The 23,014-nt window shown below is 38.7% G+C and carries 21 protein-coding genes; 11 read left to right on the top strand and 10 right to left on the bottom strand.

The window, feature by feature from the left end; genetic code table 11:
- Window positions 1-72 precede the first annotated feature (72 nt).
- Both A7Q09_RS09205 and A7Q09_RS09200 read right to left on the bottom strand, forming a co-directional pair.
- On the bottom strand, window positions 73-576 hold the full coding sequence (locus A7Q09_RS09205; protein WP_134391158.1) for a DUF1318 domain-containing protein: 504 nt from the start codon (window positions 574-576) through the stop codon (window positions 73-75).
- Between the two features lie 184 nt (window positions 577-760).
- Window positions 761-1,438: a hypothetical protein gene (locus tag A7Q09_RS09200; protein ID WP_134391157.1), complete on the bottom strand. Its 678-nt coding sequence runs from the start codon at window positions 1,436-1,438 to the stop codon at window positions 761-763.
- 55 nt (window positions 1,439-1,493) lie between these two features.
- Here A7Q09_RS09200 and A7Q09_RS09195 point away from each other — a divergent pair, with 55 nt between their 5' ends.
- Window positions 1,494-2,009 carry an NUDIX domain-containing protein gene (locus A7Q09_RS09195; protein WP_134391156.1) on the top strand — a complete coding sequence of 172 codons (516 nt, stop codon included), beginning with the start codon at window positions 1,494-1,496 and terminating at the stop codon, window positions 2,007-2,009.
- Here A7Q09_RS09195 and A7Q09_RS09190 read toward each other — a convergent pair.
- From A7Q09_RS09190 to A7Q09_RS09165, 6 genes are all read right to left on the bottom strand, one after another.
- Entirely contained in the window at window positions 2,004-2,630 is a 627-nt protein-coding gene (locus tag A7Q09_RS09190) for a hemolysin III family protein (protein ID WP_134391155.1), read from the bottom strand. The genes A7Q09_RS09195 and A7Q09_RS09190 overlap by 6 nt on opposite strands.
- Before the next feature lie 90 nt (window positions 2,631-2,720).
- Complete coding sequence (locus A7Q09_RS09185; protein ID WP_134391154.1) at window positions 2,721-3,890, bottom strand: lipocalin-like domain-containing protein; 1,170 nt, start codon at window positions 3,888-3,890, stop codon at window positions 2,721-2,723.
- Window positions 3,891-6,443 (bottom strand): FtsX-like permease family protein, encoded by a 2,553-nt coding sequence (locus A7Q09_RS09180; RefSeq protein ID WP_134391153.1) that lies wholly within the window; start codon window positions 6,441-6,443, stop codon window positions 3,891-3,893. It abuts the gene before it with no gap.
- 23 nt (window positions 6,444-6,466) lie between these two features.
- A complete protein-coding gene (locus A7Q09_RS09175) occupies window positions 6,467-7,144 on the bottom strand; it encodes an ABC transporter ATP-binding protein (protein ID WP_134391152.1) in 678 nt (225 codons plus the stop codon).
- The gene (locus A7Q09_RS09170; RefSeq protein WP_134391151.1) at window positions 7,141-8,490 is read right to left on the bottom strand and encodes a CHASE2 domain-containing protein; all 1,350 of its coding nucleotides are present in this window, start codon (window positions 8,488-8,490) and stop codon (window positions 7,141-7,143) included. The genes A7Q09_RS09175 and A7Q09_RS09170 overlap by 4 nt, the downstream gene beginning before the upstream one ends.
- Window positions 8,491-8,625: 135 nt before the next feature.
- On the bottom strand, window positions 8,626-9,570 hold the full coding sequence (locus tag A7Q09_RS09165; protein WP_134391150.1) for a hypothetical protein: 945 nt from the start codon (window positions 9,568-9,570) through the stop codon (window positions 8,626-8,628).
- 171 nt (window positions 9,571-9,741) lie between these two features.
- Between A7Q09_RS09165 and A7Q09_RS09160 the strand changes: the two genes are divergently transcribed.
- From A7Q09_RS09160 to A7Q09_RS09120, 9 genes are all read left to right on the top strand, one after another.
- Window positions 9,742-10,476: a MotA/TolQ/ExbB proton channel family protein gene (locus A7Q09_RS09160; protein WP_134391149.1), complete on the top strand. Its 735-nt coding sequence runs from the start codon at window positions 9,742-9,744 to the stop codon at window positions 10,474-10,476.
- Window positions 10,477-10,498: 22 nt separating this feature from the next.
- Window positions 10,499-10,915 carry a biopolymer transporter ExbD gene (locus A7Q09_RS09155; RefSeq protein WP_134391148.1) on the top strand — a complete coding sequence of 139 codons (417 nt, stop codon included), beginning with the start codon at window positions 10,499-10,501 and terminating at the stop codon, window positions 10,913-10,915.
- A 334-nt stretch (window positions 10,916-11,249) separates the two neighbouring features.
- Window positions 11,250-11,822, top strand: coding sequence for a TonB family protein (locus tag A7Q09_RS09150; protein WP_208526731.1), 573 nt, complete (start codon window positions 11,250-11,252; stop codon window positions 11,820-11,822).
- Between the two features lie 58 nt (window positions 11,823-11,880).
- On the top strand, window positions 11,881-12,213 hold the full coding sequence (locus A7Q09_RS09145; RefSeq protein ID WP_134391146.1) for a hypothetical protein: 333 nt from the start codon (window positions 11,881-11,883) through the stop codon (window positions 12,211-12,213).
- Window positions 12,214-12,290: 77 nt separating this feature from the next.
- Entirely contained in the window at window positions 12,291-13,436 is a 1,146-nt protein-coding gene (locus A7Q09_RS09140; protein ID WP_134391145.1) for a DPP IV N-terminal domain-containing protein, read from the top strand.
- Window positions 13,437-13,554: 118 nt separating this feature from the next.
- A complete protein-coding gene (locus A7Q09_RS09135; RefSeq protein ID WP_134391144.1) occupies window positions 13,555-14,094 on the top strand; it encodes an OmpA family protein in 540 nt (179 codons plus the stop codon).
- A gap of 66 nt (window positions 14,095-14,160) precedes the next feature.
- Window positions 14,161-15,531, top strand: coding sequence for a replication-associated recombination protein A (locus A7Q09_RS09130; RefSeq protein ID WP_134391167.1), 1,371 nt, complete (start codon window positions 14,161-14,163; stop codon window positions 15,529-15,531).
- Between the two features lie 69 nt (window positions 15,532-15,600).
- Window positions 15,601-17,364 carry a VWA domain-containing protein gene (locus A7Q09_RS11045; protein WP_244228635.1) on the top strand — a complete coding sequence of 588 codons (1,764 nt, stop codon included), beginning with the start codon at window positions 15,601-15,603 and terminating at the stop codon, window positions 17,362-17,364.
- A complete protein-coding gene (locus tag A7Q09_RS09120; protein ID WP_244228639.1) occupies window positions 17,324-20,044 on the top strand; it encodes a BatD family protein in 2,721 nt (906 codons plus the stop codon). The genes A7Q09_RS11045 and A7Q09_RS09120 overlap by 41 nt, the downstream gene beginning before the upstream one ends.
- Here A7Q09_RS09120 and A7Q09_RS09115 read toward each other — a convergent pair.
- Together A7Q09_RS09115 and A7Q09_RS09110 are read right to left on the bottom strand one after the other, a co-directional pair.
- Entirely contained in the window at window positions 20,041-21,207 is a 1,167-nt protein-coding gene (locus A7Q09_RS09115) for a glycosyltransferase (protein ID WP_134391143.1), read from the bottom strand. The genes A7Q09_RS09120 and A7Q09_RS09115 overlap by 4 nt on opposite strands.
- A gap of 38 nt (window positions 21,208-21,245) precedes the next feature.
- Entirely contained in the window at window positions 21,246-21,554 is a 309-nt protein-coding gene (locus tag A7Q09_RS09110) for a non-heme iron oxygenase ferredoxin subunit (RefSeq protein WP_134391142.1), read from the bottom strand.
- A 356-nt stretch (window positions 21,555-21,910) separates the two neighbouring features.
- Here A7Q09_RS09110 and A7Q09_RS09105 point away from each other — a divergent pair, with 356 nt between their 5' ends.
- Window positions 21,911-22,948 (top strand): L,D-transpeptidase, encoded by a 1,038-nt coding sequence (locus A7Q09_RS09105; protein WP_134391141.1) that lies wholly within the window; start codon window positions 21,911-21,913, stop codon window positions 22,946-22,948.
- Window positions 22,949-23,014 lie beyond the last annotated feature (66 nt).

Raw genomic sequence — 23,014 nt, 5'->3', positions numbered from 1 at the left:
CTTATCATAGCTAGCTTCTGCCTAACCGCAAATATTATTAATTATTTTTATCTCCATACCAAAGAGTTGTTTTTAGAAGAGGTCTTCTGTTTTTGTCTTCCATCCTTCTTCCTCTTCAATCATTTCTCCCTTGAAGGCTCTAGATCGCCATTTTTGCCCATATTCTTTTTCTATTTGTGATATCTCCTTGCCACTTCTTTTTGCTTCTAAATTATAGAGGATTTGTCTGTCACGATTCTCTTCGTCAACGATTTTTTGAATATAATTTCTGTATTCTTCATCTTCGGTGCTCTTCACTACGTGAAGATAGCCGTCTTTTCCTTCTCCGATCATTCTGTTGTTTTTCAATGTTTGAACTTCACCCATTCTCATTCTTCTCCTTTCCTGAATGGAATGATAAGAATAAAAAGGTTGCTGAATAGGTGGGCTTTTTACATTTACAGAAACATTAACATCATAAAGCTTGGGTTGCTGGGGAGATATTCGCACAGAACGACAGCCGTTTACAATGAGGAGGAGAACAAAAAATACACCAATCCACAAAACCTTAGCCCTATACTCACCGTCTGAGCCCATGATTATCCCTTTAACAGGAAGCCTCTACAAGAAGCAAGGGGATAATTGCGGATAAGTCCATATGGAGGGAATGTCAAAAAAATCATAATTCCAACAACAAGAAAGGTTCTTCCCTTGGAATCACATGGTAATATCCAAAGAGAACTAAGGAAAAAAAAAGGAACTCTTTCTATAAATCGTAGGGTTAAGGAGATATATCAGAAAAGTGAAAAAACTGCTCCTGAATTTCATTCAAAGCAAATCGCACTTCTTTAAAGGCAGAAGAAAGAAAGGAAAAGATACCTTGCAAGCTATTTTTTTGGGCTTCCGGATAACTTGCCGCTAGGGCATAACTCCTCATGCCAAGGCCTTCATAAAATTCCATGCCAGGCGATCCATTCCAGCATCGTTCTATATTTTCTTTAAATAGCCCACAAACAAATAGAGAATAATCGGCGATAAAATGATGGAGTTGATAGGCCTGCATGGAATCTGCCGTTTTCTCCAAAGATAAAAGCAAATCAGACATTCTCAGAAAATTTCTTCGACTCCCTAGTCGGGAGAAAGGGACGAACGAGTCCATTTTCAAAAATCGCATAAGAAGTTTTGTAATATAGGAAATTAATTCTTGATTTTTCAATCCTCTTTTACCCAAAGCAAGTTTACCTAAATAGTGAAAATAGAGTTGAGCAGATATGGGGATAGGACTCGGAGCTTCAAGGATATATCTTTTTATGGACTCAAAATCCAAAATCTGGTCAATCTTCTCAGGTTCTTGCTTGAGGAGATGGATTAAAGCTATCTTTTCTTTTTGGTTTTTCCCAAGTTTTTGTGCTAGAATTTCAATATCTTTTTCGGTTATGTGAGTGATTTTTGGGCTCATTTCAATAAATTTATTAAGCAGTTTTAATTCCAGCATCAAGAAGCTATTTATTACTATGGAAGAATATTTTGATATCGTTGATGACAAAGATAAGATCATTGGGAAAGACACTCGGCAGAATGTGCATTTGAAAAAACTTAAGCACCGTGCTGTTCATATTCTTTTACAGAATCAAAACAATGAAGTTTTTCTTCAAAAAAGATCTCCTCTGAAGGATGTAAATCCTAATTGTTGGGATTCCTCTTGCAGTGGTCATGTGCTTTCGGGAGAAGATTACGATACGGCAGCTCACAGGGAGTTAACTGAAGAACTTGGTTTACAACTTGATCAACCATTAATTAAACTTTTCAAATTATCTGCGGATACTAAGACAGGAAATGAATTTATTTGGGTTTATTTAGGGTTTTCAAACGGTCCCTTTCAACTGAATCCTCAAGAAATTGCAGAAGGTAACTTTTATTCCTTTTCCTGGATCAACTTCAAATTAGCAACGGAACCTGAATCTTTTTCCAATGCCTTCACCCATATATGGCAATGTTTCACCGGTTATAAAAAATGCCATCTGTTATGAAGGAACTAATGAGTAGACCATCAGATACATAAAAAAGCTTCCGAGGAGAACCATTAGATGCCAAAGATTATGGAAATTAAAATTCCGGCTTTGAGGCCATTTGAGAATGTAACTGAATGCACCCATTGTATAAACTATTCCCCCACTTAATGCATAATCTAAAGAAACTTTTGAAAGATGGATTCTCGGTAAAAACAAAATCCCTACCCAACCCATTCCCAGATAAAATCCTGTATATAACCATCTAGAAGGATAGGGGAAAAAAATTTTAATAAGAATCCCAGTTATCGCTATTGACCACATAAGGGCAAGTAGCATAATCCTATATTCCTTATCGGCAGCTTTTACAATAACAGGAGTATAAGTAGCCGCAATGAGAATATAAATCGAACAATGATCTAGTTTTCTAAAGGAGGGAAGCATTTTAGAAGTAATATCTAAAGAATGGTAGAGGCTACTGGAGACAAACATAAAGGTCAAACTGAGTCCGTAAATCAGATTATCCAGTGGATTGATAGCGTTGCGCAAATCTTTAAAGAAAAGAACTTCAACGCCTATGACAGAAAGTATGGCCCCAAAAATATGCGAATAGGTATTAAAAGGCTCTCTGATTTTTTTCACTATATCCGTTCCTCATGTTGCATAAAAACTGAATAGCCGTGGGCTGACTTTTTATCTATAAAGGACAATTTTTAAAGGGCAGTCGAGATCTTATTGAGGCTCCGTTTGGGTTTGTAAAGAATAACCAAAAGCTTCTTGCAAGGGGGAAGCATATCCTGTCAGTTCGACATACCCTTCTCCATGGACAGGCATGCCCTCTTTTTTTCCTTCAACGCTTACGGCTCCCTCCCAATAAGCAAGAAAACCTAATTGGTGCAGAACAAGCTCTTGGGAAGTCATTTTGGGTGTAACTGTAATTTCAATCGGAGGATCAAATAATTTAATCTTCCAACTAGCTGGATACGTTGCTTTGGTGTGGGGACTTTTCCAAAAAGCAGTTCGCTCAACGCTAAAATCTTCTTTTTTGAGAATTCGAACATTATTTTTCCCTACCCATGTTCCTCCGGAATTCGAGTCGAAAACTCCTTCTTTTGTCCGCAAACAATAAAGCATAAGTTCTTCATTCGTATCCAGCTGTATGGCAAACCAATCCCAACCCACTTCGTTATTTCCCAGTGAATTTGTAGTAAATTCATGATCAAACCAACTCGTCCCATGAACAAGCCATTCTTTGTTTGAGATCCGAATTGATCCATTGGTCATGAGCCTAGTAAAGGAATAGTAATAGGAAGCACATCCTTTTTGATCGGCTTTTTTACTCAGTCCATTTTCACCATGTAAAACTGGAGGTTTGCAAGCTTCTAGATTAAGATCAATGGCAATCTCGCCCTCCTTAGCATGGATATGAAACTTATCTTTTGTGTTGTCTATAGTTCGCAGTTCCCATCCTCTAATCCATCCACCCATGCTTCCTTCTAGGACGCCTGCAAGTTCCAAAGCTCCTCGATCAGCTCTTTCATAAGCATAAAACTTCTTTTTCCGAATATCACTCAAAGCAAAATGAGCAAAATAAATATCTCTGAGCCCCCACTTACTTATTTTTTGGGGGGGAGAACTAAAAATACCTTGCCTGAATAATGTCCATTGAAATCCAAAAGGCTCTCTGTTTTCTCCATAGAGGTTCCCAGTAAAATACCACCACTCTGTTTTAAATTCGGGATGGGCTCCATGATCTCTTGGGAAAACCCATGCCCATGGTTGATCCACTATTTTCCATTCTCCTTGGGCATATAGAAAGGCTCCTGGATTCCAAAAATCCGAGCAGCAGAAGGCTATAATAGGCAAGAAAAAAAGAAAAAAATATTTTTGAAAACTAGACATTTATTCCATCCTCAGATTTTTTGCAATGTTGTCCTTGGATAACTGATAGGCAGGCAGAAGAGAAGCCATGATAGCAATGATAAGAACGGCAAAAGGTAACCAGAAGATAATGGCCCAAGGAGTTGACCAGTCGATAGTCCAACCAAAAAATGCCCTGTTAATCACATAAGTCAACACAACGGCTAGGGCAAATCCAGCTATGACCCCAAGAAAAGCAGCAATCATGCCCACAAGACCAGATTCACCAATTACCAGTGTAAAAACCATCGATTTAGAAGCACCAATCGAACGCATGACTGCTATTTCTCGACTTCTTTCGGAAGAAAGAATTAATAAATTAAAAAATATTCCCGCCGCCGAGACCAGTAAGCTGGTAATCTTTAGTAGATTGGTGATAGAAAAAGTTTGGTCGAAGATCCGAAATATTTCAGTTCTTAGTTGCTCATTAGAATACACGATGTAATCTCCAACTACTTGAAGCTTTTTATCTAAGTCTTTTTTTACTGCTTGTGCTTCCTTTGGATTTTTCAAATACAAAGCTAAACTATTGCTGCTATTGATATTCCAAAATCTAATTAAGGTTTGTCGATCGAGCAGCACAAGGCCAAATTCGGTCGTAAAATCCTTAAAAACGCCAAAAATTTCAAAGTTGATCATTCCTAAACCTGTCTTAAGAGTTATCATATCTCCTTCTTTAAGACCAAATTTTCTCGACAAACTTTCATTGATGAATATTCGATTGGATCCAGCTGCTTGTCTAAAAAGTTCTTTAGGGTTTCCTCTTCTAAACTCTAGATTGTTTTTTTCTGCAGCCACAGGAAAAGAAATCGAGGAAATTTTTATGGGAGAATTCCTAAATTCAGATCTAAATTCATAATACCGGTCCACGGTTTCTATTCGGTTATCTTTTTCGATCAGTGCTTCCGCCTCCTTTGAAAGAGATTGATGGATACCACTAACCAGATTCGCTGCAGTTGTAACAAACAAATCGGCTCTAACGCTTTGCTTTAACCATCCATCAACTGTGTAACGAAAGCTTTTTATCATGATGGAAACGCTGATGACCATCGCAAGAGCAGTAAGAAGAGCAGCAACGGTCAAAACATTTCGATGCAAAGATCTACTAAAATGCGACACGATCAGCTTCAAGACAATATGCTTAGGTTGCGACAACCGAACGATGAGTTGACAAACCAAAGGAGAGAGGAAAGCAAAAGAAAGTATGGTAAATAGCGCAGCTCCAAAACTAAGAACCGAAAGGTTATCTTTAAAACTAAAATAAGACAAGAGAAACGCAAGCAACAGGGAGAGGCCAACGCCTACGAACCAAAAAAATCCAAATCTATGTACTTTTTCTTCCAAAGTAGCTACAGAAAAGGCATGAGAAGGAGGAATTTTAGAAGCTTCCATCGAAGGGAAAAGGGAAGCGACTCCTACAGCTAATAGCCCCATTCCTACTGCAAGAATAAACTGGATGGGAGAAATAAAGATATGCTCAATACTAGATAAAAGATAAAGAGAAGTAAGACTGGAAGAGACCCATCTAATAAGCTTAGTGGAAAGGATGTAGCCAGCCGCTATACCAATAGCAATACCAAACAGCCCTATTAGCAATGATTCTCCAAGACATGCGATGATGATTGCTTTTGGTCCAACACCCAGGCAACGCAATAAGGCTATTTCAGACCTTCTCCTGACGACCCCTACAAGAACAGTATTATAAATTATAAACATTCCAACAAACAAGGAAATTAAAGAAAGGGCCGTTAAATTAAGCTGGAAAGAACCAAGCATTTTTTCAACCTTTAAGGTTCTTTTCTCGGGAGTCTGTACAATTACCGAGGAGGGGAGCTCCTCTTGAAGAGCTCGGGCGATTTCCATACGATTGCTTTGGGATCTGACGAGACAGCTGATTCGTGTCAATTTGTTAGGCATATGGAACAGTTCCTGGGCATTCGCAATGTCCATCACCGCAAGATGTTCGTCAGAACCGATTGCCCCTGATTCCATCTCCAAGAATGAATGCACCTTTAATCTCACAATCCCTTCGGGAGTCCGAAGTTGTATGGTATCCCCTAGCTTTATACTAAGTCTTTGCCCCAAGTTTTTGTTTATTCCTACAGCTCTAGAATCTTTCAAAAAATCGAGAATATCCTCTTTTTTGTTTACAGCCGATGCCAACTCAAAATTCCTAATAGGTTGATCAGTGAGAAAATCCACTCCTACCACATCAAGATATTCTCCAGGATATTTGTCCAACAGGGACACCTGTTCGAGAATGGGGGTAGCCACTTCGACATATGGTTTTTTCAGAACATCAGTTAAAATCTTCTCATCAAAAGGATAACTCTCAGCAACAATTTCTAGGTTGGCTTTACCCGCAACAAGATCGATCGAGGACTTGAATGATTCCAATGCCGAGTGGTTGATCACCTGAATGGCTACGAAATTTGCTACCCCCAAGGCAATACAAAATACGTTCAATAAAAAAAGATAAGGATGGCTTATGAAATACCGAAAGCTATGATGAAAAAAAATCTTCAATAAACCCATTATTTTAAACTCCGTATCTGGTATTAAGAGATCAGATAGCCGTCTTTCATCTGCAAGATTCTGTCAGTGGCTTTTGCCACTTCCATACTATGGGTAACCATAAGTAGGGTCAGGTGATATTCTTCTACGAGTTTTCTAAGAAGATATAAGACTTTTTGGCTCGCTTCTGAATCTAAATTACCTGTAGGCTCGTCAGCCAATACAATTTTTGGTTTCATCACCAAAGCCCGAGCCAAAGCAACTCGTTGCATCTCTCCCCCAGAGAGCTGATGAGGGTAATGATGGGATCTATGAGAAAGGCCTACTTGTTCCAATAGCTCTTTAGCCCTAGAGGAGGCTTCCACAGGAGAGACACCCTGCAAGAGGGCAGGAAGCATAACATTATCAAGGGCAGTAAGAGTAGGAAGCAGATTAAAGAATTGGAATACAATACCAAGGATACTGCCTCGCAACTTGGCCAATTTTTCTTCCTTTAACAAATGAAAGGGATAGCCATCAACATAAATCTCCCCTTGGGTTGGAGTATCAATTCCGGCAATTAAGTGTAGCAAAGTGCTCTTGCCACAGCCACTAGGCCCAACAAGAGCGATAGATTGTCCAGGATAAACTTCTAGATTTGCTTTCCTCAAAGCCATGGTTTGTACTTCTCCGTTCCAATAACATTTGGATACATCCTGAACGCTTATGATAGGGTTGTTCATTGATTAAATTTTGATCCATCATGCAAGAACTTTTTCTCTATTCTTTCTAAGGCAGCTTCTACTCTTTCCAAATGAGGAGATTTTAAGGAAATCACATGGAATTTCCAAAAACGAGCTGAGAGTCCACATAATATAACCCCTAAAGACACAAAAAGAAAAGAAGCTAAAGGGAATACTAGGTTAAATAGTATAAATCCTGCAACGGAAGTGCCCACAACAGTTCCAAATAACACCAAAAATAAGCCTAAAGCTTTTAGAAAGGAAAAGCGTACAAATAACCTTGGAGCTAAAACAGAAAATAAAAAAAGGAACACAAAGGCCACTCCTTTAGGTGTTCTTCTTAAGAAATCTCCTTGGACTATCTGTCTTGCAGCTTCTAATTTGATTTCCACAGGACTCATCTTCCCCATATCCGTCTCCACCCAGTTGATAACAGCAGGATCAGTCACCCCAAGCCATATCTGCTTTCCATGAAGCAAATTAAGATCAAAAGCCGGTTTAATCCCTCTAGCCATTTGATCAGCATAAAGCAAAAAATCATCATATTTGATTCGAATGATTCCAGAGGGGAAACGCTTATATCTCAACTGCATTCGTCCCTCCGAATCTAATGGAATTCTCCTTAAAATGTTTCCTGTGGAGTTGCGCAAAAGAAAAGCTTTATTCAACCTTGCTTCTGAATTTCCTATGGATGCTTGCATGTAAGAAGCAGCAGCAACTAAAGTCAGAGAAGGAACTAAGTTGTCCTTGAGCTGAAAAAAAAGAGGCACAGCTCTGATTTTGCGTTTTGCGCCAACTCCTAGGTTATTGATTCCTACTGGATTGCCTTCAGTCAGATCAGTCGAGGGCCAGAATGCCGATCCATACTTCGGTAAGAGGCTTGGATTTCCACGAACCAAAAATTTTTCAAAGAGAAACTGTTGAGGCGCCAATGACTCTGTTTTAAGGGCAGCCCCTGCAAAACATACCCTATTTAACCTGTTGATTAATGACCGGAATGTTTCGTCAAAACTATCAAGTCTTGGCCCTCGATCTGTAAATAAAACATCCAAAACCACACTTTGAGGCATTTGAGGAATCAAACTTCTTAAAAAAAGGGAATATTCTAATCGAGGCCATGGCCAAGGCCGATCAACGGGAATTCTATCAATTTCTACTAAAACGAACTGTGCGTCTTTGGCAGGAGTGGGTAAGTATTCCTCTAAATGAACAATCTTTTCTTCTATAGCATTGAAGAGCCCTACCCAACAAAATGTGCCAATGGCAGAACCCCAGAAAAATCCTAAAATAGAAGCAAGTAAAAGCCTTTTTTCTATTTCGATAGGAACTCTATTTAATACAGCCATTTAATAATGAAACCACATTGAAAAAACAGTTTTCTAAGAGTTTTGACCTGTTTCTTTCTGTTTACTTAGGAAACCACCAAGTGATTTAATTTGAATAATTAGAACCAAAATGTCCAGAAAATAACGAGCTAATCTTTATTTTTTCTTTGAGAGTTTTTTCTTACTACGCTTCTTCTTTGTTTTATTTTTAAGAAGGAGGCGATTGGCTTCTAACTTCCAACCCCTCATTTTATCATTCAATCTGTTAAATTCTTTGTTCTTTTCCTTTATCTTTTCATTGATCCAAATTTTTATTTTTCGAATATACTGCCTGTCGATTTGGCACAGAGAAAATCCCCAAGCTGGATGGCCCAAACATCCTTCCAATTCTTTCTTTTTTTTTTGAAGCGTTTTATCCAATACGACAATTCTTTTTTGAATGATAGCGATTGGGAGAGCCTCGGGTTGCTTTTCTTCCAAGTAACAGAGAGATTCTAGTAATTCTAAATCTTTTGCTTTGTAGGCCATCTGAGCAGCATACCACCTTTCCATTTTCTCTGGAGAAACGGAGTTGTTAGCGTCAGGATGAAGAAGCCGAGCTATCGTCCTAAATGCTGCTTTAATCTTGGAGTCGTGAGAATTTCTTTTCCAATTATTGTCTGGGATCTCATCTGTTTTTTCGTTGTTTGGAAGACTATCTGCACAAGCAACATGTGAGACTATATTGGGTAATTTCTTATTTTTTTTCTGCAAAAGAAAATGATACGAAATAGCTACACTGCGGTTATGCAACAAACTATCCAGTTCCACTTCAAATATAAATTGTTTTAAGTCATTTATTTTTAGTTCGATATCTTTTAATTTGGCTGTTTCTTTGGGAAAGGTCGACTCTAGCCAAATGGTATATTGGGGCTTTTCAACAGATAGAAACTTTTGCAGTTTGCTTTGGACAGTCTCCAGTTCTTTCTGGAGATACAAATATCTGATTTGCCAATTTTGCCTGATATTTTGGTCGTCTATAGCAACAAGAGAAAAAGAGCCTTTATTTTTATTTACACTCAGATGGTAGAATGGATAAATGATTGGTTTTTTCCCTTTCATCAAAGGAGATTTAAAACAATCTCCGAGGCAAAAAGATTAAAATGTTTTAAAAAAAAAGCAATCAAACAATTAAAAATCTACCAAAGTAATTCATGTCTTGAGAAAAGAAGGATCTTTGCTTTATTTTTTAAAAACCTTTCTCTCTTTGACTACCCACTTGCAACAAAAAGAATGAACGCGGTTTTTTTTCAAACCTCTGGTTTGGTTTTTGCTTTTGAAAAAGCAACCATAGCAACTAAGCTCATTCTCCTATTCCTTTTGGGTGTTTCCTCTATTAGCTGGACCGTACTTTTAATAAAACTTTGGCAAATCCACTCGGCCAAAAAACAGAGTCGAAAATTTTTGCGTAAGTTGAAAGTCTCCTCAAAATGGCTAGGCATTTTTTTAAGTAAAGAAAGTTATCCAGGCTCTCCCCATCACGCCATATATATGAGTGGATGTAAAGAATTGTTTAACCTATACCATGGACTATCTGATCCCATAGAGGGATATTCTGAAAAATCTCTTTTAAAAATAAAAATTCCAGAAAAATCTCTCAAATTAATTCAAGGAGCTATTGAAAGAGAAATTGGCAATCAGCTACTCCAGTTAGAAGACCAAATGATTCTACTTGCTACTGCAGCCAGTGGGGCCCCCTTTATAGGCTTATTAGGAACAGTGTGGGGAGTAATGGACGCGTTCGGCGATCTAGCTCTTTCTGGGAAAGCCACTTTGGCTACGATGGCTCCTGGGGTTTCAGGCTCTCTATTGTCTACTGTAATGGGTCTTTTAGTTGCTATCCCTGCACTTTTCGGATATAACTTCATTGTCGCTACTATCAAAGCCCTGACTATCGATTTGGAAAATTTCGGAACGGAAGTCTTAAGTGAAATAGAAAAAAGATTTGTGGCGGAGGACTCCATCTGATCTTGTAAGAGAGCCAGATAAGATGAAAAAATTCTCAAGTAAATGGCGCTATACTGGATTTTCAGAACTGAATGTTACCCCAATGCTTGATTTTGCCTTTACCTTAATGATTATCTTTCTTATTACTACTCCGTTACTCGAACAAAATCTCGACATTTCTCTGCCATCTCTCAACTCCAAAAAAGAATCCACTTTTTCTAAAAATCCCTTAGTTTTAGAAATAAACAAAAATGGGAAAATAGTATGTAATAATATCCCAGTGGATAAGCATAATCTAGAGAAGATACTTTTGGAAAGAATACAAAAAGATCCTGAGTTGACTGTATCTCTTAAAATGGACAAGGATCTAAAGTATGAAGAATTTTTGCCTTTTGTAGAAATACTTGAAAAAGCTGGAATAAAAAGAATAGGCCTTGTTCACAATGTCGATGAAAAGTAAACAATCCGATAGTAGAGAAAAAAACTACCATTTGGGTTCTACTCTGTTGGCCTATATTGTAGTCTTATACATTGCTCTCTTTTGTTTCTTTACCTAATAGCCTATGTATGTAACGCATAGTCAAAAAAATAAAAATTTGCACAAAAGACACCATTTTTGGAAAATATTTCTCCTAGTTGCTAGTCTTCATCTTGCTATCATTTTTTGTTTTTTTTTACTCCATGCTTTTAAAAAACCTACTCAACCAAAAACTTCCTATTTCCAATTCATGCCTTCTTCTTCTTCCCATGAGCCCTCAGATGTAAAATTGCATGCAGACAATATCCCAAAAGAAATGACTAAAAAAGCAGAAAAAACCAACGCTTCTTCTTTTGGAATCGCAGAAGAGAGTCATTCCAAATTTTCATCTAACAGAAACCCTATCAAAAGTTCTCAACGGAAACATTCCGTTGCCGACAAAGAATTAAAAAGATCCGATTCTTTGCCTCAACTGAAGCATACAGTTGTGCCCGATCTAACCGAAGTCACGAGAAAAATCCCAACCCATCCTAAAACTAGTTCACTGGAAGAAAAAGGAAACAAAAACCAGAATTTAGCTAAGAATGAATCGGTAACGCCCGGCTCCGAATCAGGGGATTATGAACGATATTATTTGCTTATTCGTGAAAAATTATATTCTCTATGGGACCAACCAGTAGAGTTTTTGGGACTTGGACTTTCTGCTACTATTGAAATGATAGTGGAGAGCAATGGGAAGGTTCGACAGTTTAAGCTTCTTCAAAGTTCCGGAAACGAAAAATTTGATCAAAGCGCCCTAGAGGCAGTAAAAAAACTCGAAAGCATAGGCGAACCAAGGCCCTCTTCTATACCAGAAGTAATCACTGTCAAATTCCAAATGGCAGAATGAATCTTTTCCTTACTTGGGGCTCATCGCCTATCGTCTCATCCTACATAGGATAGTTGAAATGCGCTTGACAAACTGGAAGGAGGATATAAAAAAACTAAAGAAAGCTATTCAGGGTATCAGTCAACACTTGACATTAATAAACACTCAGTTCTTTCTCCTTTTCTACCGATTTCTTAAAGTGGAAATGTCTAAAAGAAAACGCATTCCTCCAATTAGAGGACAAGACTTAGTGCATGACTGTAGAAATTGTTCTATACTGCCAAGAGTGTTTTTTCAAACTCAAGCAGAAGGGATTTTTCTTATCGAATCAAACATCTTTGGAAGGCATACCTTTCCAAGAAAGAGAATCAACTCCCAACTCTATAGACAACAGCCTATCAATCCATGGTAAGCATACGAAAGAACAAAGGGTTTACGCAATGGAAAGCCTATTTTAGGCCACATAAAAATAAGGATCTTTTTTTAAAAATGACCCCACTTTTTTTAATTTTTTATTTTTTTATTATCCTTTTTGGTAAGCTCTATGCGCAGGTTGAAGTAACCGGTGGCAAAGTTAAACTATCCTTGGGATCATTCGTTGGGAAAGAGGCTGAAGCCTGTCAAAAAATAATCTCAAAAGACCTGCTTCAGACCATGCTTATAGATGTTAGTACTGCGGGTAACGAACGCTATATAGTTTCAGGGAGAATTTCTGGTAATGTTCTTGAAGGCATCCTTCTAGATAGAACCAAAAAAGAGGAACTCATTCATAAAACTTTTGCTGGAGGAGATATTAGGCAATCTTCCCATCTATTCTCAGATTCCATTTTAGAAGCATTAACCGGGGTTAAAGGCTTTGCTAACTGTAAAATAGCCTTTATATCATCTGATACTGGATTTAAAGAGCTCTACTTGATGGACATGGATGGAGCAAGTCTACAGCGGCTAACCTCTGATAAAACCATTAGCGCTCATCCGCGATGGAGTCATGATCGTACGATGATCGCCTATACTTCCTATAAAAGCGGTTATCCTGACGTCTACTTAATCAAACTTTCTAAGCATTCCAGGGTTCGATTCGCCTTTTTCCCTGGAGTCAATTCCGGTGCTTCCTTTTCCCCAGATGATAAAAATTTGGCTTTAACCCTGAGCAAAGATGGCAATCCAGAAATTTATATCATGTCCATAGAGGGAGGTACTCCAAGACAACTTACTCGGAATAGAGCCACAAACACATCCCCCTGCTGGTCTCCAGATGGGAGTCAGATCGTTTATACCTCTGATGAAAGAGGAAGTATTCAGCTTTTCATAATTCCATCAGAAGGAGGAACCCCAAGACGACTGATTACAGGCAACACCTACAGTTCAGAGCCAGACTGGTCAAGGGATGGGAAAAAAATTGCTTTTAGTGCAAGGATTGGAGGTCAGTTTCAGATTGGAGTTTATGATTTAAACAAACAGGAAGCGTCGATTCTTACAACGCAAGGGGGAGAAGATCCATCATGGACTCCAAATTCACGCCATCTTGTTTATGAATCACATGGCTCTTTGTATTTATTGGATACAGTCAGCCGACAAACTCTAAAAATTGATTGTGAACTGAAAAATTGTTATCAGCCGGCGGTCTCTCCATAATTTTCAAAAAGTCTACTCTTTTTGCCTTTACAAGGTTTAGTGATTAGCCATAAAAATCATAAAAAATTTGAAAATACACCCCTTTATCCTCTCTCTTTTTTATTCCTCAGGCAGTATTATGAAAAGACTTCTCCGTTTTGCTAAAAGCAACCCTTCTTTTCTTTTTTTCTTGTTTGCTTGTCTTTTTGTTATCAGCTGGACAGGATGCGCCAAACACCCTAAAGGAAAAGAAAAACCAACAGCAGAAGAAGAATTTCTTGAAAGTTCTCCTTTACCAACTCGAGGAGCATTCAATCCCGATTTTGATGTTGATTATTCACCATTTAAAGACCAAACGATCTATTTTGCCTTCGACAGTTCTGCTATTCCTGCTACCGAGAGAGGAAAAATTGAAAAAATAGCCCAATGGATGAATGAGCATCCAGGAGATTCAATTCTTCTTGCTGGACATTGTGATGAAAGAGGAACAGAAGAATATAACCGTGGACTAGGGGAAAGAAGAGCCATTGCCGTTAGGGAATATCTAGTGGGACTAGGAGTGGCTCCGGAAAGAATACATACCATATCTTATGGGAAAGATCGGCCTGCAGCCATTGGACATACGGAAGCCGATTATGCCAAAAACCGCCGAGTCGAAACTGGAGTGATTCGCAAATAGGCTTTTTTTGTCTGCTCAAGAAATTCTTTTTTGCATATTCTATTTTCTTTGATTCTATTTCGATTAATGCAAGAATTGTTTGACTGGCAGGAAAACGAAGAGAGACATTCCATTAGTCCGACAGCTCCTCTAGCAACAAAAATGCGTCCTCGGTCATTAGAAGAGCTTGTTGGCCAGGAAGAGATTCTTTTGCCCGGGAAGCCCCTTCGAAGACTAATAGATGCAGACAGGATTCAATCGATCATTTTATTTGGCCCCCCGGGAACAGGAAAAACGACACTGGCAGAAATTATCACTAAAAAAACGAAATGTTTTTTTGAAAGACTCAACGCGGTGGAATCTGGGGTAGCTGATTTAAGAAAAATTCTAAACAAAGCCTCGACACGCTGGAAAGAACAAAAAAGGGGGACACTGCTTTTTATCGATGAGATTCATCGATTTAACAAATCGCAACAAGATGTTCTCCTTCCAGATTTGGAAACAGGCATCATTAAACTAATAGGAGCAACTACTCATAATCCAAGTTTTTACTTAACAGCCCCATTGCTTTCCCGTTCCCAACTTTTCGAATTTAAAGCTCTATCAAAAAAATCGCTAGAAATTCTCCTAAACCTTGCTCTCACTGATAAAGAGAGAGGACTTGGCAACTATGAAGCTAAAATTGATAAAGCAGCCCAAGAATTATTATTGGATATTTGTGAGGGAGACGCAAGATGCCTACTTAACTACATTGAGGTGGCTGTTCTCTCCTCTTTTCAAGAAAATAAACAACCCTTAATCATTGGTATTGATGTCATTGAAAATCTAATCCAGAAAAAAACTCCACGCTATGATCACGGCGAAGATGAACATTATGACACAATCTCGGCCTTTATTAAATCAGTGCGTGGCAGCGATCCAGATTCTGCTATTTATTGGCTTGCCAAAATGCTTGCAGCAGGCGAAGACCCTAGATTTATTGCTAGAAGGCTAGTGATCCTTTCGACCGAAGATATTGGGTTAGCAGACCCCAATGGCTTAACTGTGGCAATGGGGGCCTTCGATGCGATTGAAAAAATTGGCATGCCTGAGGGAAGGATTCCCCTTGCTTTTGCAACTATTTATCTTTGTTTGTCTCCGAAAAGCAACTCTGCCTACAACGCTATAAATAAAGCTATGGAATGGGTGGAGAAAAAGGAGAGAGTTGAAGTCCCTCAATTTTTAAAAGATACCCATTATTCTTGGGCAACCAAAATGGGTCGAGGTATAGGCTATCTCTACAGCCACGATTTTAGGGAAGCAATCAGCCCTCAACGATACGGGATTAATCCAGGAACTTTTTACTCTCCAACGAATCACGGAAAAGAAAAAGAATTTTCAGAAAGATTGAAATACATAGAAAGCTTAAGAAAACAAAACAATCCGATGAATATTGCTGCAGAGGATTCGATTAGGTAGAGCGACTTTTTTTACAACCGTTGTTGACTAAATTGATGAGCGTTCATGGAAAATTGTTAAAGAAATAAGATGCAGTTTAAAAATCCCCAAATCCTTTTTGGTTTGCTGCTTTTGCCTCTTTTTTTATTTTTATATTATCATCAAAACTCCGTCTCAAAAGCCACTTTTGCCCACTTATTCAAAGTTTTCTTTTCCCGTCAAGGAGTAGAAATCAAAAGAGAAGTGAACCAAAAGATTCCTATTCCCTGGTTCTTCCTCCTTTCTTCAATTCTTTTTATTATTGCTTTATCAAGACCCCAATGGGGTCAAACAGACATAGAGCTGCTTCAATCAAACAGCGATTATCTCTTGGCTATAGATGTGTCCAAAAGCATGTTAGCAGAAGATACCGTTCCTTCTAGACTGGAAAGAGCAAAATTGCTTGCTTCCAATTTTGTTGCCAAACTTCAAGGGGAAAGAGTCGGATTGCTCGCTTTTACTAGAAATGCATTTATAGAAGTCCCCTTTTCAACTGATTATGATTTGATCCAAGAAATGATTTCTGGATTGTCCCTAGATGATTTCCCAAATGGAGGAACAAGTTTTGCTGCCATGATGGATGAAGTGCTCCTTTTTTTCTCTTCCGAAGAAAGGCATAAAAAAATACTTATTCTTTTCAGTGACGGCGAAGATCATGGAGGGAAATGGGAACAAAAACTTACTGAATTGAAAAAATATGGTGTTCAAGTGCTAGCCATCGGCATTGGTTCCTCTAACGGGGCATTAATAAAAAATACCAATGGGTCTCTCTATAAAGATTACAATGGTCAGCCTATAGTCAGCTTTTTCAATCCTTCTTCATTGGAACTTATTGCACACTCTACTGGTGGTATCTATGTCCAGGCTGATAAGTGGCTTGACATTGTCCCTTTGGTTCAAAAGATGGTAAAGAGTCCAGAGTATTCAAAAAATAAAGAAAAAATGAAAGTACTTGCAGAACAATATACTTGCTTCCTTTTACCAGCATTGTTGTTGGCCATAGCAAGTTTTTATTGGGAATTTCCTCGTCATGAAAGATTCATTATGGTTAATAAACTCGGTGCAAAAGGGAAAAAAATTAAAGGCCATTTTCTTCTTTCCTTGTTGTTATTTTTATTTTTTTTCTGCTCGGCACAAGGAGCCAATATAGATAGAGAACTTTACTCTACGTTCATTGCTAGAATAGAAGCAGTGAGTAAAAAGGCTGAATTGACAAAAAATGATTGTGTGATGATTGCCCAGTCAACCATTGAGCTCGGGAAAAAAAGCAAACTGCCCACAGGGGTGATTGAAGATGGAATAAAAGCTGTGGAATTGGGGAAGTTGCTCGATCCCAATTTTCCCTATTGGGAAAGCTATTTAAAAGAACTTTTAAAACTTCTTGAAGAGAATGGCTCTTCTTCAAACATGGCAAATAAAAAGACAGAGCCAGCCCAGAATCAAAAAGAAAATAACGCTCTGTCCGAACCTATGTCCGACTCGAATCTCAGGAAAAGGGGGTTGGATCTAAAAGAAAAAAAACAAGGCTTTTCGAAAGATAATCTTTCTTTAGGAAAAAATCCCTCTGCTTTTCCTTCTTCTAAAAAGGAACAAAAAGAATCAACAGTAACTAGCGAATCAAAACAAACTCAAAACTCTCCTCTTACTCCTGATAATCTCTCTTCCGATTCAGAAAATTCAACTGGAGAAGAGACAGAAAAAGAGATAAAATTAAGGCAAATCAAACAGCTAGATAACCCATCAACATTCTTCAAAAGAATGCGTCAAATTGAAAGTGAGACAAACGATTCTTATTTGGAAGATCCCGATTGGTAAGATCCGATTGGTTGTCCTAGCTTGTTGTTTTTATACATTGCTCAATGTCATGACGCTAGGCAATGTAATGGCCTTTTCTGCTCATTGGTTACCCCTAAATGACAAGTTGGAACCTGGGGTATCTGCACATCTCTTGCTTGTTTTCGAAAATTGTTCTCCTCAAGATGAAGTGAAACCACCAAAAGTCGCCTTTTTGGAAATAGAGGCTCCATCCATCAGCCGAAATAGCCGTAAAGAGCTTATATACGACTTTCCTATTATTCCCCACCAACCAGGCAATTATATTATTCCTCCGTTTTTAATTTCCACAGACCATGGACTTGTGGAAATCCCCCCCATTTCCTTTACAGTAAAAGAAGTAGAAATAGCTCCTATATCGGCTGATGGCGTAGATGCTCAAGTGCTTGTCCCCCAAAGAACCTTATGGAAAGGCGAGCCTTTTGTCATAGAATATAGACTCTTAACCCGCTCAGGAACTTTTTTAGATATAACAAGTCAACCTGAATGGGATCCAAAGGATTTTCTTTCCAACCGATGGGGCAAACCTCAACGAGTGATTTTAAATGCCAACGGAACGTATGCGAGCGGTATACGCTACACAACCACTTTATTATCCTTAAAAGCGGGCAAAATTGTTTTGCCTCCAATCAGTCAGCAACTTACTTTGGAAATAGAGAGATTCGGGCGCGGTCTTTTTTCTCAACCTATTGTCAAACCTATCCACTCCACAACCGAACCCAAAGTCATTGAAATAGCTCCACTCCCAGCAGCGCCTCCTGATTTTTCTGAAGCAATAGGAACCTTTAAACTTTCCTGTAAGGTAAACCCCGTTGAAGCCATTCAAGGCGAACCGATTTCTCTCTCGATACGAATAGAAGGGACAGGGAATTGGGCAGTTCCCTGGAAACTACCGGAATATCCCCCTTGTAAGGGTATAAGAATTATAAATTCTTTGCCGTCTCGTCAAATAGACCCCGAGTCTTTGTTTACTGGGGTTCTGAAAATGGAGTTAGTTCTTATACCTGATATTTTTGGAGAAATAGATCTGCCTGCCTATTCTTTTACCTATTTTGAGGTGACGCAAGGGGAATATCAAACAATAAAATCTGATCCTATCCATTTATCTGTGAAAAAATCCTCCCTTTCAAACCAGACTCCAGATAATAAATTAGAGCTCCTGACTGATCGCTCTCAGCCGATTAATACAGGCTATCCTCTAGATATGTTACCAACAGGCCCTCTCCTTGGTATGGAAAAAGGCTTGGCTCCTTTTCCCCCATGGGACCTTGGCAAAGAAAGCCTACTCTTTGCATTTATATTCTTATTTCTTTGGTGTTTGCTTTGCTGGGATCGTGTTGCCCACAAACCCTTACTGCTCCAGAAAAAAAAAGCGAGTCATTGTTTAAGGACAATCCCCCAAGCGATTGCTAAAGCAAAGACCAATGAGGAGATTTATAGGTATCTCCTACTTTGGCAAAAAGCATTTAAAGAGTTTTGGGATATTCCTTATCCTTTCCCAGATGAGGACTCTATTGAAAAACAGCTTATAAAGGACTATCTAAAGAACTCTGTCATGGCTAAAAAATGGGCAGCTTTGTGGAATCAGTCCCAGCTTTATTTGTTTGGTCGACTCTCTACTCCTTCATCACAATGGATTGATGAGGCACAAGAGCTAGCTCGAAAACTGCCCAAAGCTAAGATTCCCTTAAAAGAATTCTTTACCACGGCAAACTTCCTTCCCTTCCTTTCCCTGAGTATTTTCGTCGGGCTGTTCTCTAGTATTTTAACAAACAATTTAAAAGGATCAAAAAATCCAGGTGGTCCGCTGCCCTTTTCTTTTACAAGCAACAAAAGGCTTCCTTCTTCTGCTTCTTCCCTTCTATTTTGTTCATTGGCTGATCCTCCTTCTGATTCAAAGGTCGAATCGTTTACTTCTGAAGAGGCTTACCGCTGCTATGAAAAAGGGGAGTTTTCTAAGGCTATTGACATTTGGAAGAAAAAAACCCTAGTACAACCTCTGGATTGGAAAACAAGAAATAATCTTGGGTTAGCCTTTTCACAACAAGAACAATGGCAAAGAGCCTTAGGAGAATGGACAGCAGCTTTCCTATTAGCCCCTCGCAATGCTTCTGTTAGATGGAATTTGACTGTCGGAATCAATAAAAACCCTGAGGCTGATACTCATATTCATTCTTTCAAGAAAAAAGGCTATTTCAACAGCTTAAAAATCTTTCTATCTCCTGGAGAATGGGAAAGAGTAGCTGCTATAAGTATCTTTTTGTTATTCTTTTTCTTATGTATTTTGCTTTTGCATCTGTACCAGAAAATCAGAATTCCAGCCTTTTGCTTTAGCATTGTATTGGTGTTGGCTTTTATAAGCAGTCTTTCTTTATTAGAATTTTTTTCATACGGTATTTTTGCAACCCCCAATGCCGGGATGCTTGTTGAGGATACCCCTTTGCGGTCGGTTCCAACAGAAGTCCAACAACAAAGCCTACCCGTAAAAGCAGGTTCAGTGATTAGAGTCATAAAAGCCTATTTAGGATGGTACAAAATTGAATTTATGAATGGCCAGAATGGCTGGGTAAGGTCCCAATGCGTGACTCTCTTTTACAAAACTCCTCATGCGTTCGTTTCTGAGAAAGAAAAAGCTTTTTATTTATCCATTTTTCATAACTAAACAGGCATTCCTTTCTCTGATCCTTCTATTTGTTCAACCATTTTTTGAGCTACTTTGACCGAATCAAATAGGCTTTCGGCTAATTCTCTGGCTTTCATAGAATGGTAAGCGTAATCTTTTTCAATCCTTTTTATGGCCTCAATCGCTTCAGAGATCGTCGTAAAAGCCAAAAGACCCGCTCCGGTAGGGATGATCCTTGACCAACCAGTATCCTGAACTACTGCTGGTTTTCCCATTGCCAAATAACATACTGTTCGATCGCTAAACCAACCACAATCGCTTAACCAGTAGCCATTTTTAACTACAGAAAATTCTCCCCGAGAGGCGCCGATAAAATTTCTATAACTTTCAAAATCTGAGGCTATAGCTGAAACACTGAGCATATCCCAGTTTTTGGAAAGAAAACGGTTGCGAATTTCGTGGTCTTCTTGCAGATCCGAAGCAATCTGAAAAAGAACTTTCCCATCAAAAAAAAGAGGAAGCTCAATAACCTTTTCGAACTCACTGGCTTTGTTCCCGTACACCTTACCTTCCCAATTTACTTCAGGATAGCCACACCAATGAGTGATTGTTGACCATTTTTTGCCGCCTAGCCACTTGTGCCACAGCTCTAAACATACTGGGGGAAAAGTAGGAATCCAATTGATCCCCGTAAAAGGTATTCTCTTACCATCCTCTTTTAAAGAAAGGCCAACTGTAAAAAAAATGTCATGGGCTTCCAGATTCATATCACAGCCATACCCCTTAGCCCATATCTGTGTAAAGGTAGGATCCAAATCCAGATAAACCCTTTTTTTAAAGGCAGAAAGAAGGTTCTTATTACGTATGAGCCCTGAAATATTTAAAAGAAAAGAACTTTCCCTTGCAAAATGCAGAAAGGCATCGAGATTTTCTGCTTCCCCATTGATAAAAATCGTAGATTGCTCGACAAAATCAAAATAGGAAGTAATTAATTTCCAATGGCTTAAACCTAATTTCAGGATTTGTTTGGGATTATAATTTTTAATTTTTGGCAAACTCTCTTGGGTGATCTCTTCTAAAAGCCAAACATCCCACCCAAGGTTCCGAAAGGCATATGCCCATTGAATAAAGACCAGATTAATCCCAATCGCTGAAATCGGATAACCAGCAATACGACATCCGATGACTACCTTTTTGGCCATGTATCATTCAAATATCATTTTGAGGCCAAAAAATAAATTCAAATCTCCACCTCTAAGTCTTCTCCTATTTTCTGACAATGATAAGCTGTTACTCCTTTAGTTGCTGGGCCACAAAGAACATCTCCTGTCTTTAAACTAAACCGTGCACCATGCCACGGGCATTCCACTTCCCCCTCTTCCAGAAATCCTTCACTCAGAGGACCTCCTTCGTGGGGACATGTATCATCAAGAGCATAATATGCTCCCTTATAACAAAAGATAGCTATTTTTTTTCCCTCCAGTTCGATGCATTTAGCCCCTCCTTCAGGAATTTCAGAAGCTTTAAAAGGACATTTAATTTTAGCCATGCTCCGATTTTTAATGTGCTCTATACAGTTGTCAATGAAATTTGAGAGCCTGCTGAATGCTATGTTTTTAGCCCTTAAAAATTCTTACAAATGATATGTCCCAAGTTAACTGCCATTGGCTTCTCTTCCTTTTCTTTGGGCTAAGCTCTTTTTGCCTGATAGCCCTTTTGGCTCCACACACTTGGCTTCTCTCTGTCTTACTTTAAACTTACTAGTGTTTCTAAGCTACAAATAGCCTCTTTTCCCGCGTTATCTTTTCTCTTCCTTGATCCGTATGGCCTTAGGCTCGTCGAGTCAGGGAAAAAACTTAGACAAATTCATTGCCAAATGGCATTTATTCCATAAAATGAGTAAAAATGCAAAAATCTTCTTTCCCACGTTTTTTTTATGCAACCGTTCTATCCGCTTTGTTTTTGGGAGGATGCGCTCTAAATAACACACAAAAGTCAAAACAACTTTCTTCGGCACTTCCTTCCAATTTGATCCGGGTGAGCATTCATGATCAAAAAATGGAACTGATTCAAAATGTAGGCAAAAATGGAGAATCCCACCGTTATTATCTTGTATCCACCTCTAAATACGGTATTGGGGATGAATGGAATAGTTATAAAACCCCCATTGGGAGGTTTGTTATTGCAAAAAAAATAGGGGATGGCATTCCTTTGGGCGGCAAGTTTTACCATAGGAAATTTACTGGGGATGTCATTAAATTGACTGCTTATGATCCTTCAAATCCGGCTTTTGATCATGACAGCATATTGACAAGAATTCTTTGGCTTAGAGGTTTGGATTCTCAGAATAAAAATTCCTTTTATAGAGGAATATTTATCCATGGGACGAATCAAGAACCGCTTGTCGGACAGCCTGTCAGTTATGGGTGTATAAGAATGAAAAATAGGGATGTCCTTGAACTTTACGATTTGGTTGGAGAAAACACTCCAGTATATATTCAGAAAGAATCACTCAAAAAGCCGGTTCCTAAAGAGATTTTAGCAAGTTTTCATTTTTATAATCAGCCAAGAATTCAATCAGTGGCTTCTTTCCCTATCCAAGAAGAACCTTCCATCAAGGTTGTACCAGCAATAGCAGTAGCTTCTGAGACAAGATCAAACACAGCTATTTCAGGAACGATTCCTCAAAAAACTCTAACCCAAAGCAATTATCTCCTTGTCCAACAGCATCCTAGAAACATGGCTCCAACTACTAACTCAAAGGGTCATTCCCAATTGGCTTCCAAAAGGCTAGCCACTACCCATAGTTCTAAACATCCTCATTCGACAAAACCCTTGGTCCACAGCAAGAAAAAAATAAGCGCTATAAAGTTAGCAAGCCATTCAACGAAATCCACTACTGTTGATCCTTCCCCTTCAAAAAAGAAAAAGCCTCTTGAGTGATAGTTTCGAAAAACAGAGCCAAGCTCGGCCATTCAATGAAAAAAGCCTTTTCCACTCACCGAAATT

The organism is Methylacidiphilum sp. Yel, assembly GCF_004421185.1.
Classification (GTDB): Bacteria; Verrucomicrobiota; Verrucomicrobiia; order Methylacidiphilales; family Methylacidiphilaceae; genus Methylacidiphilum.
This window is presented reverse-complemented; position numbering and strand designations above follow the sequence as displayed.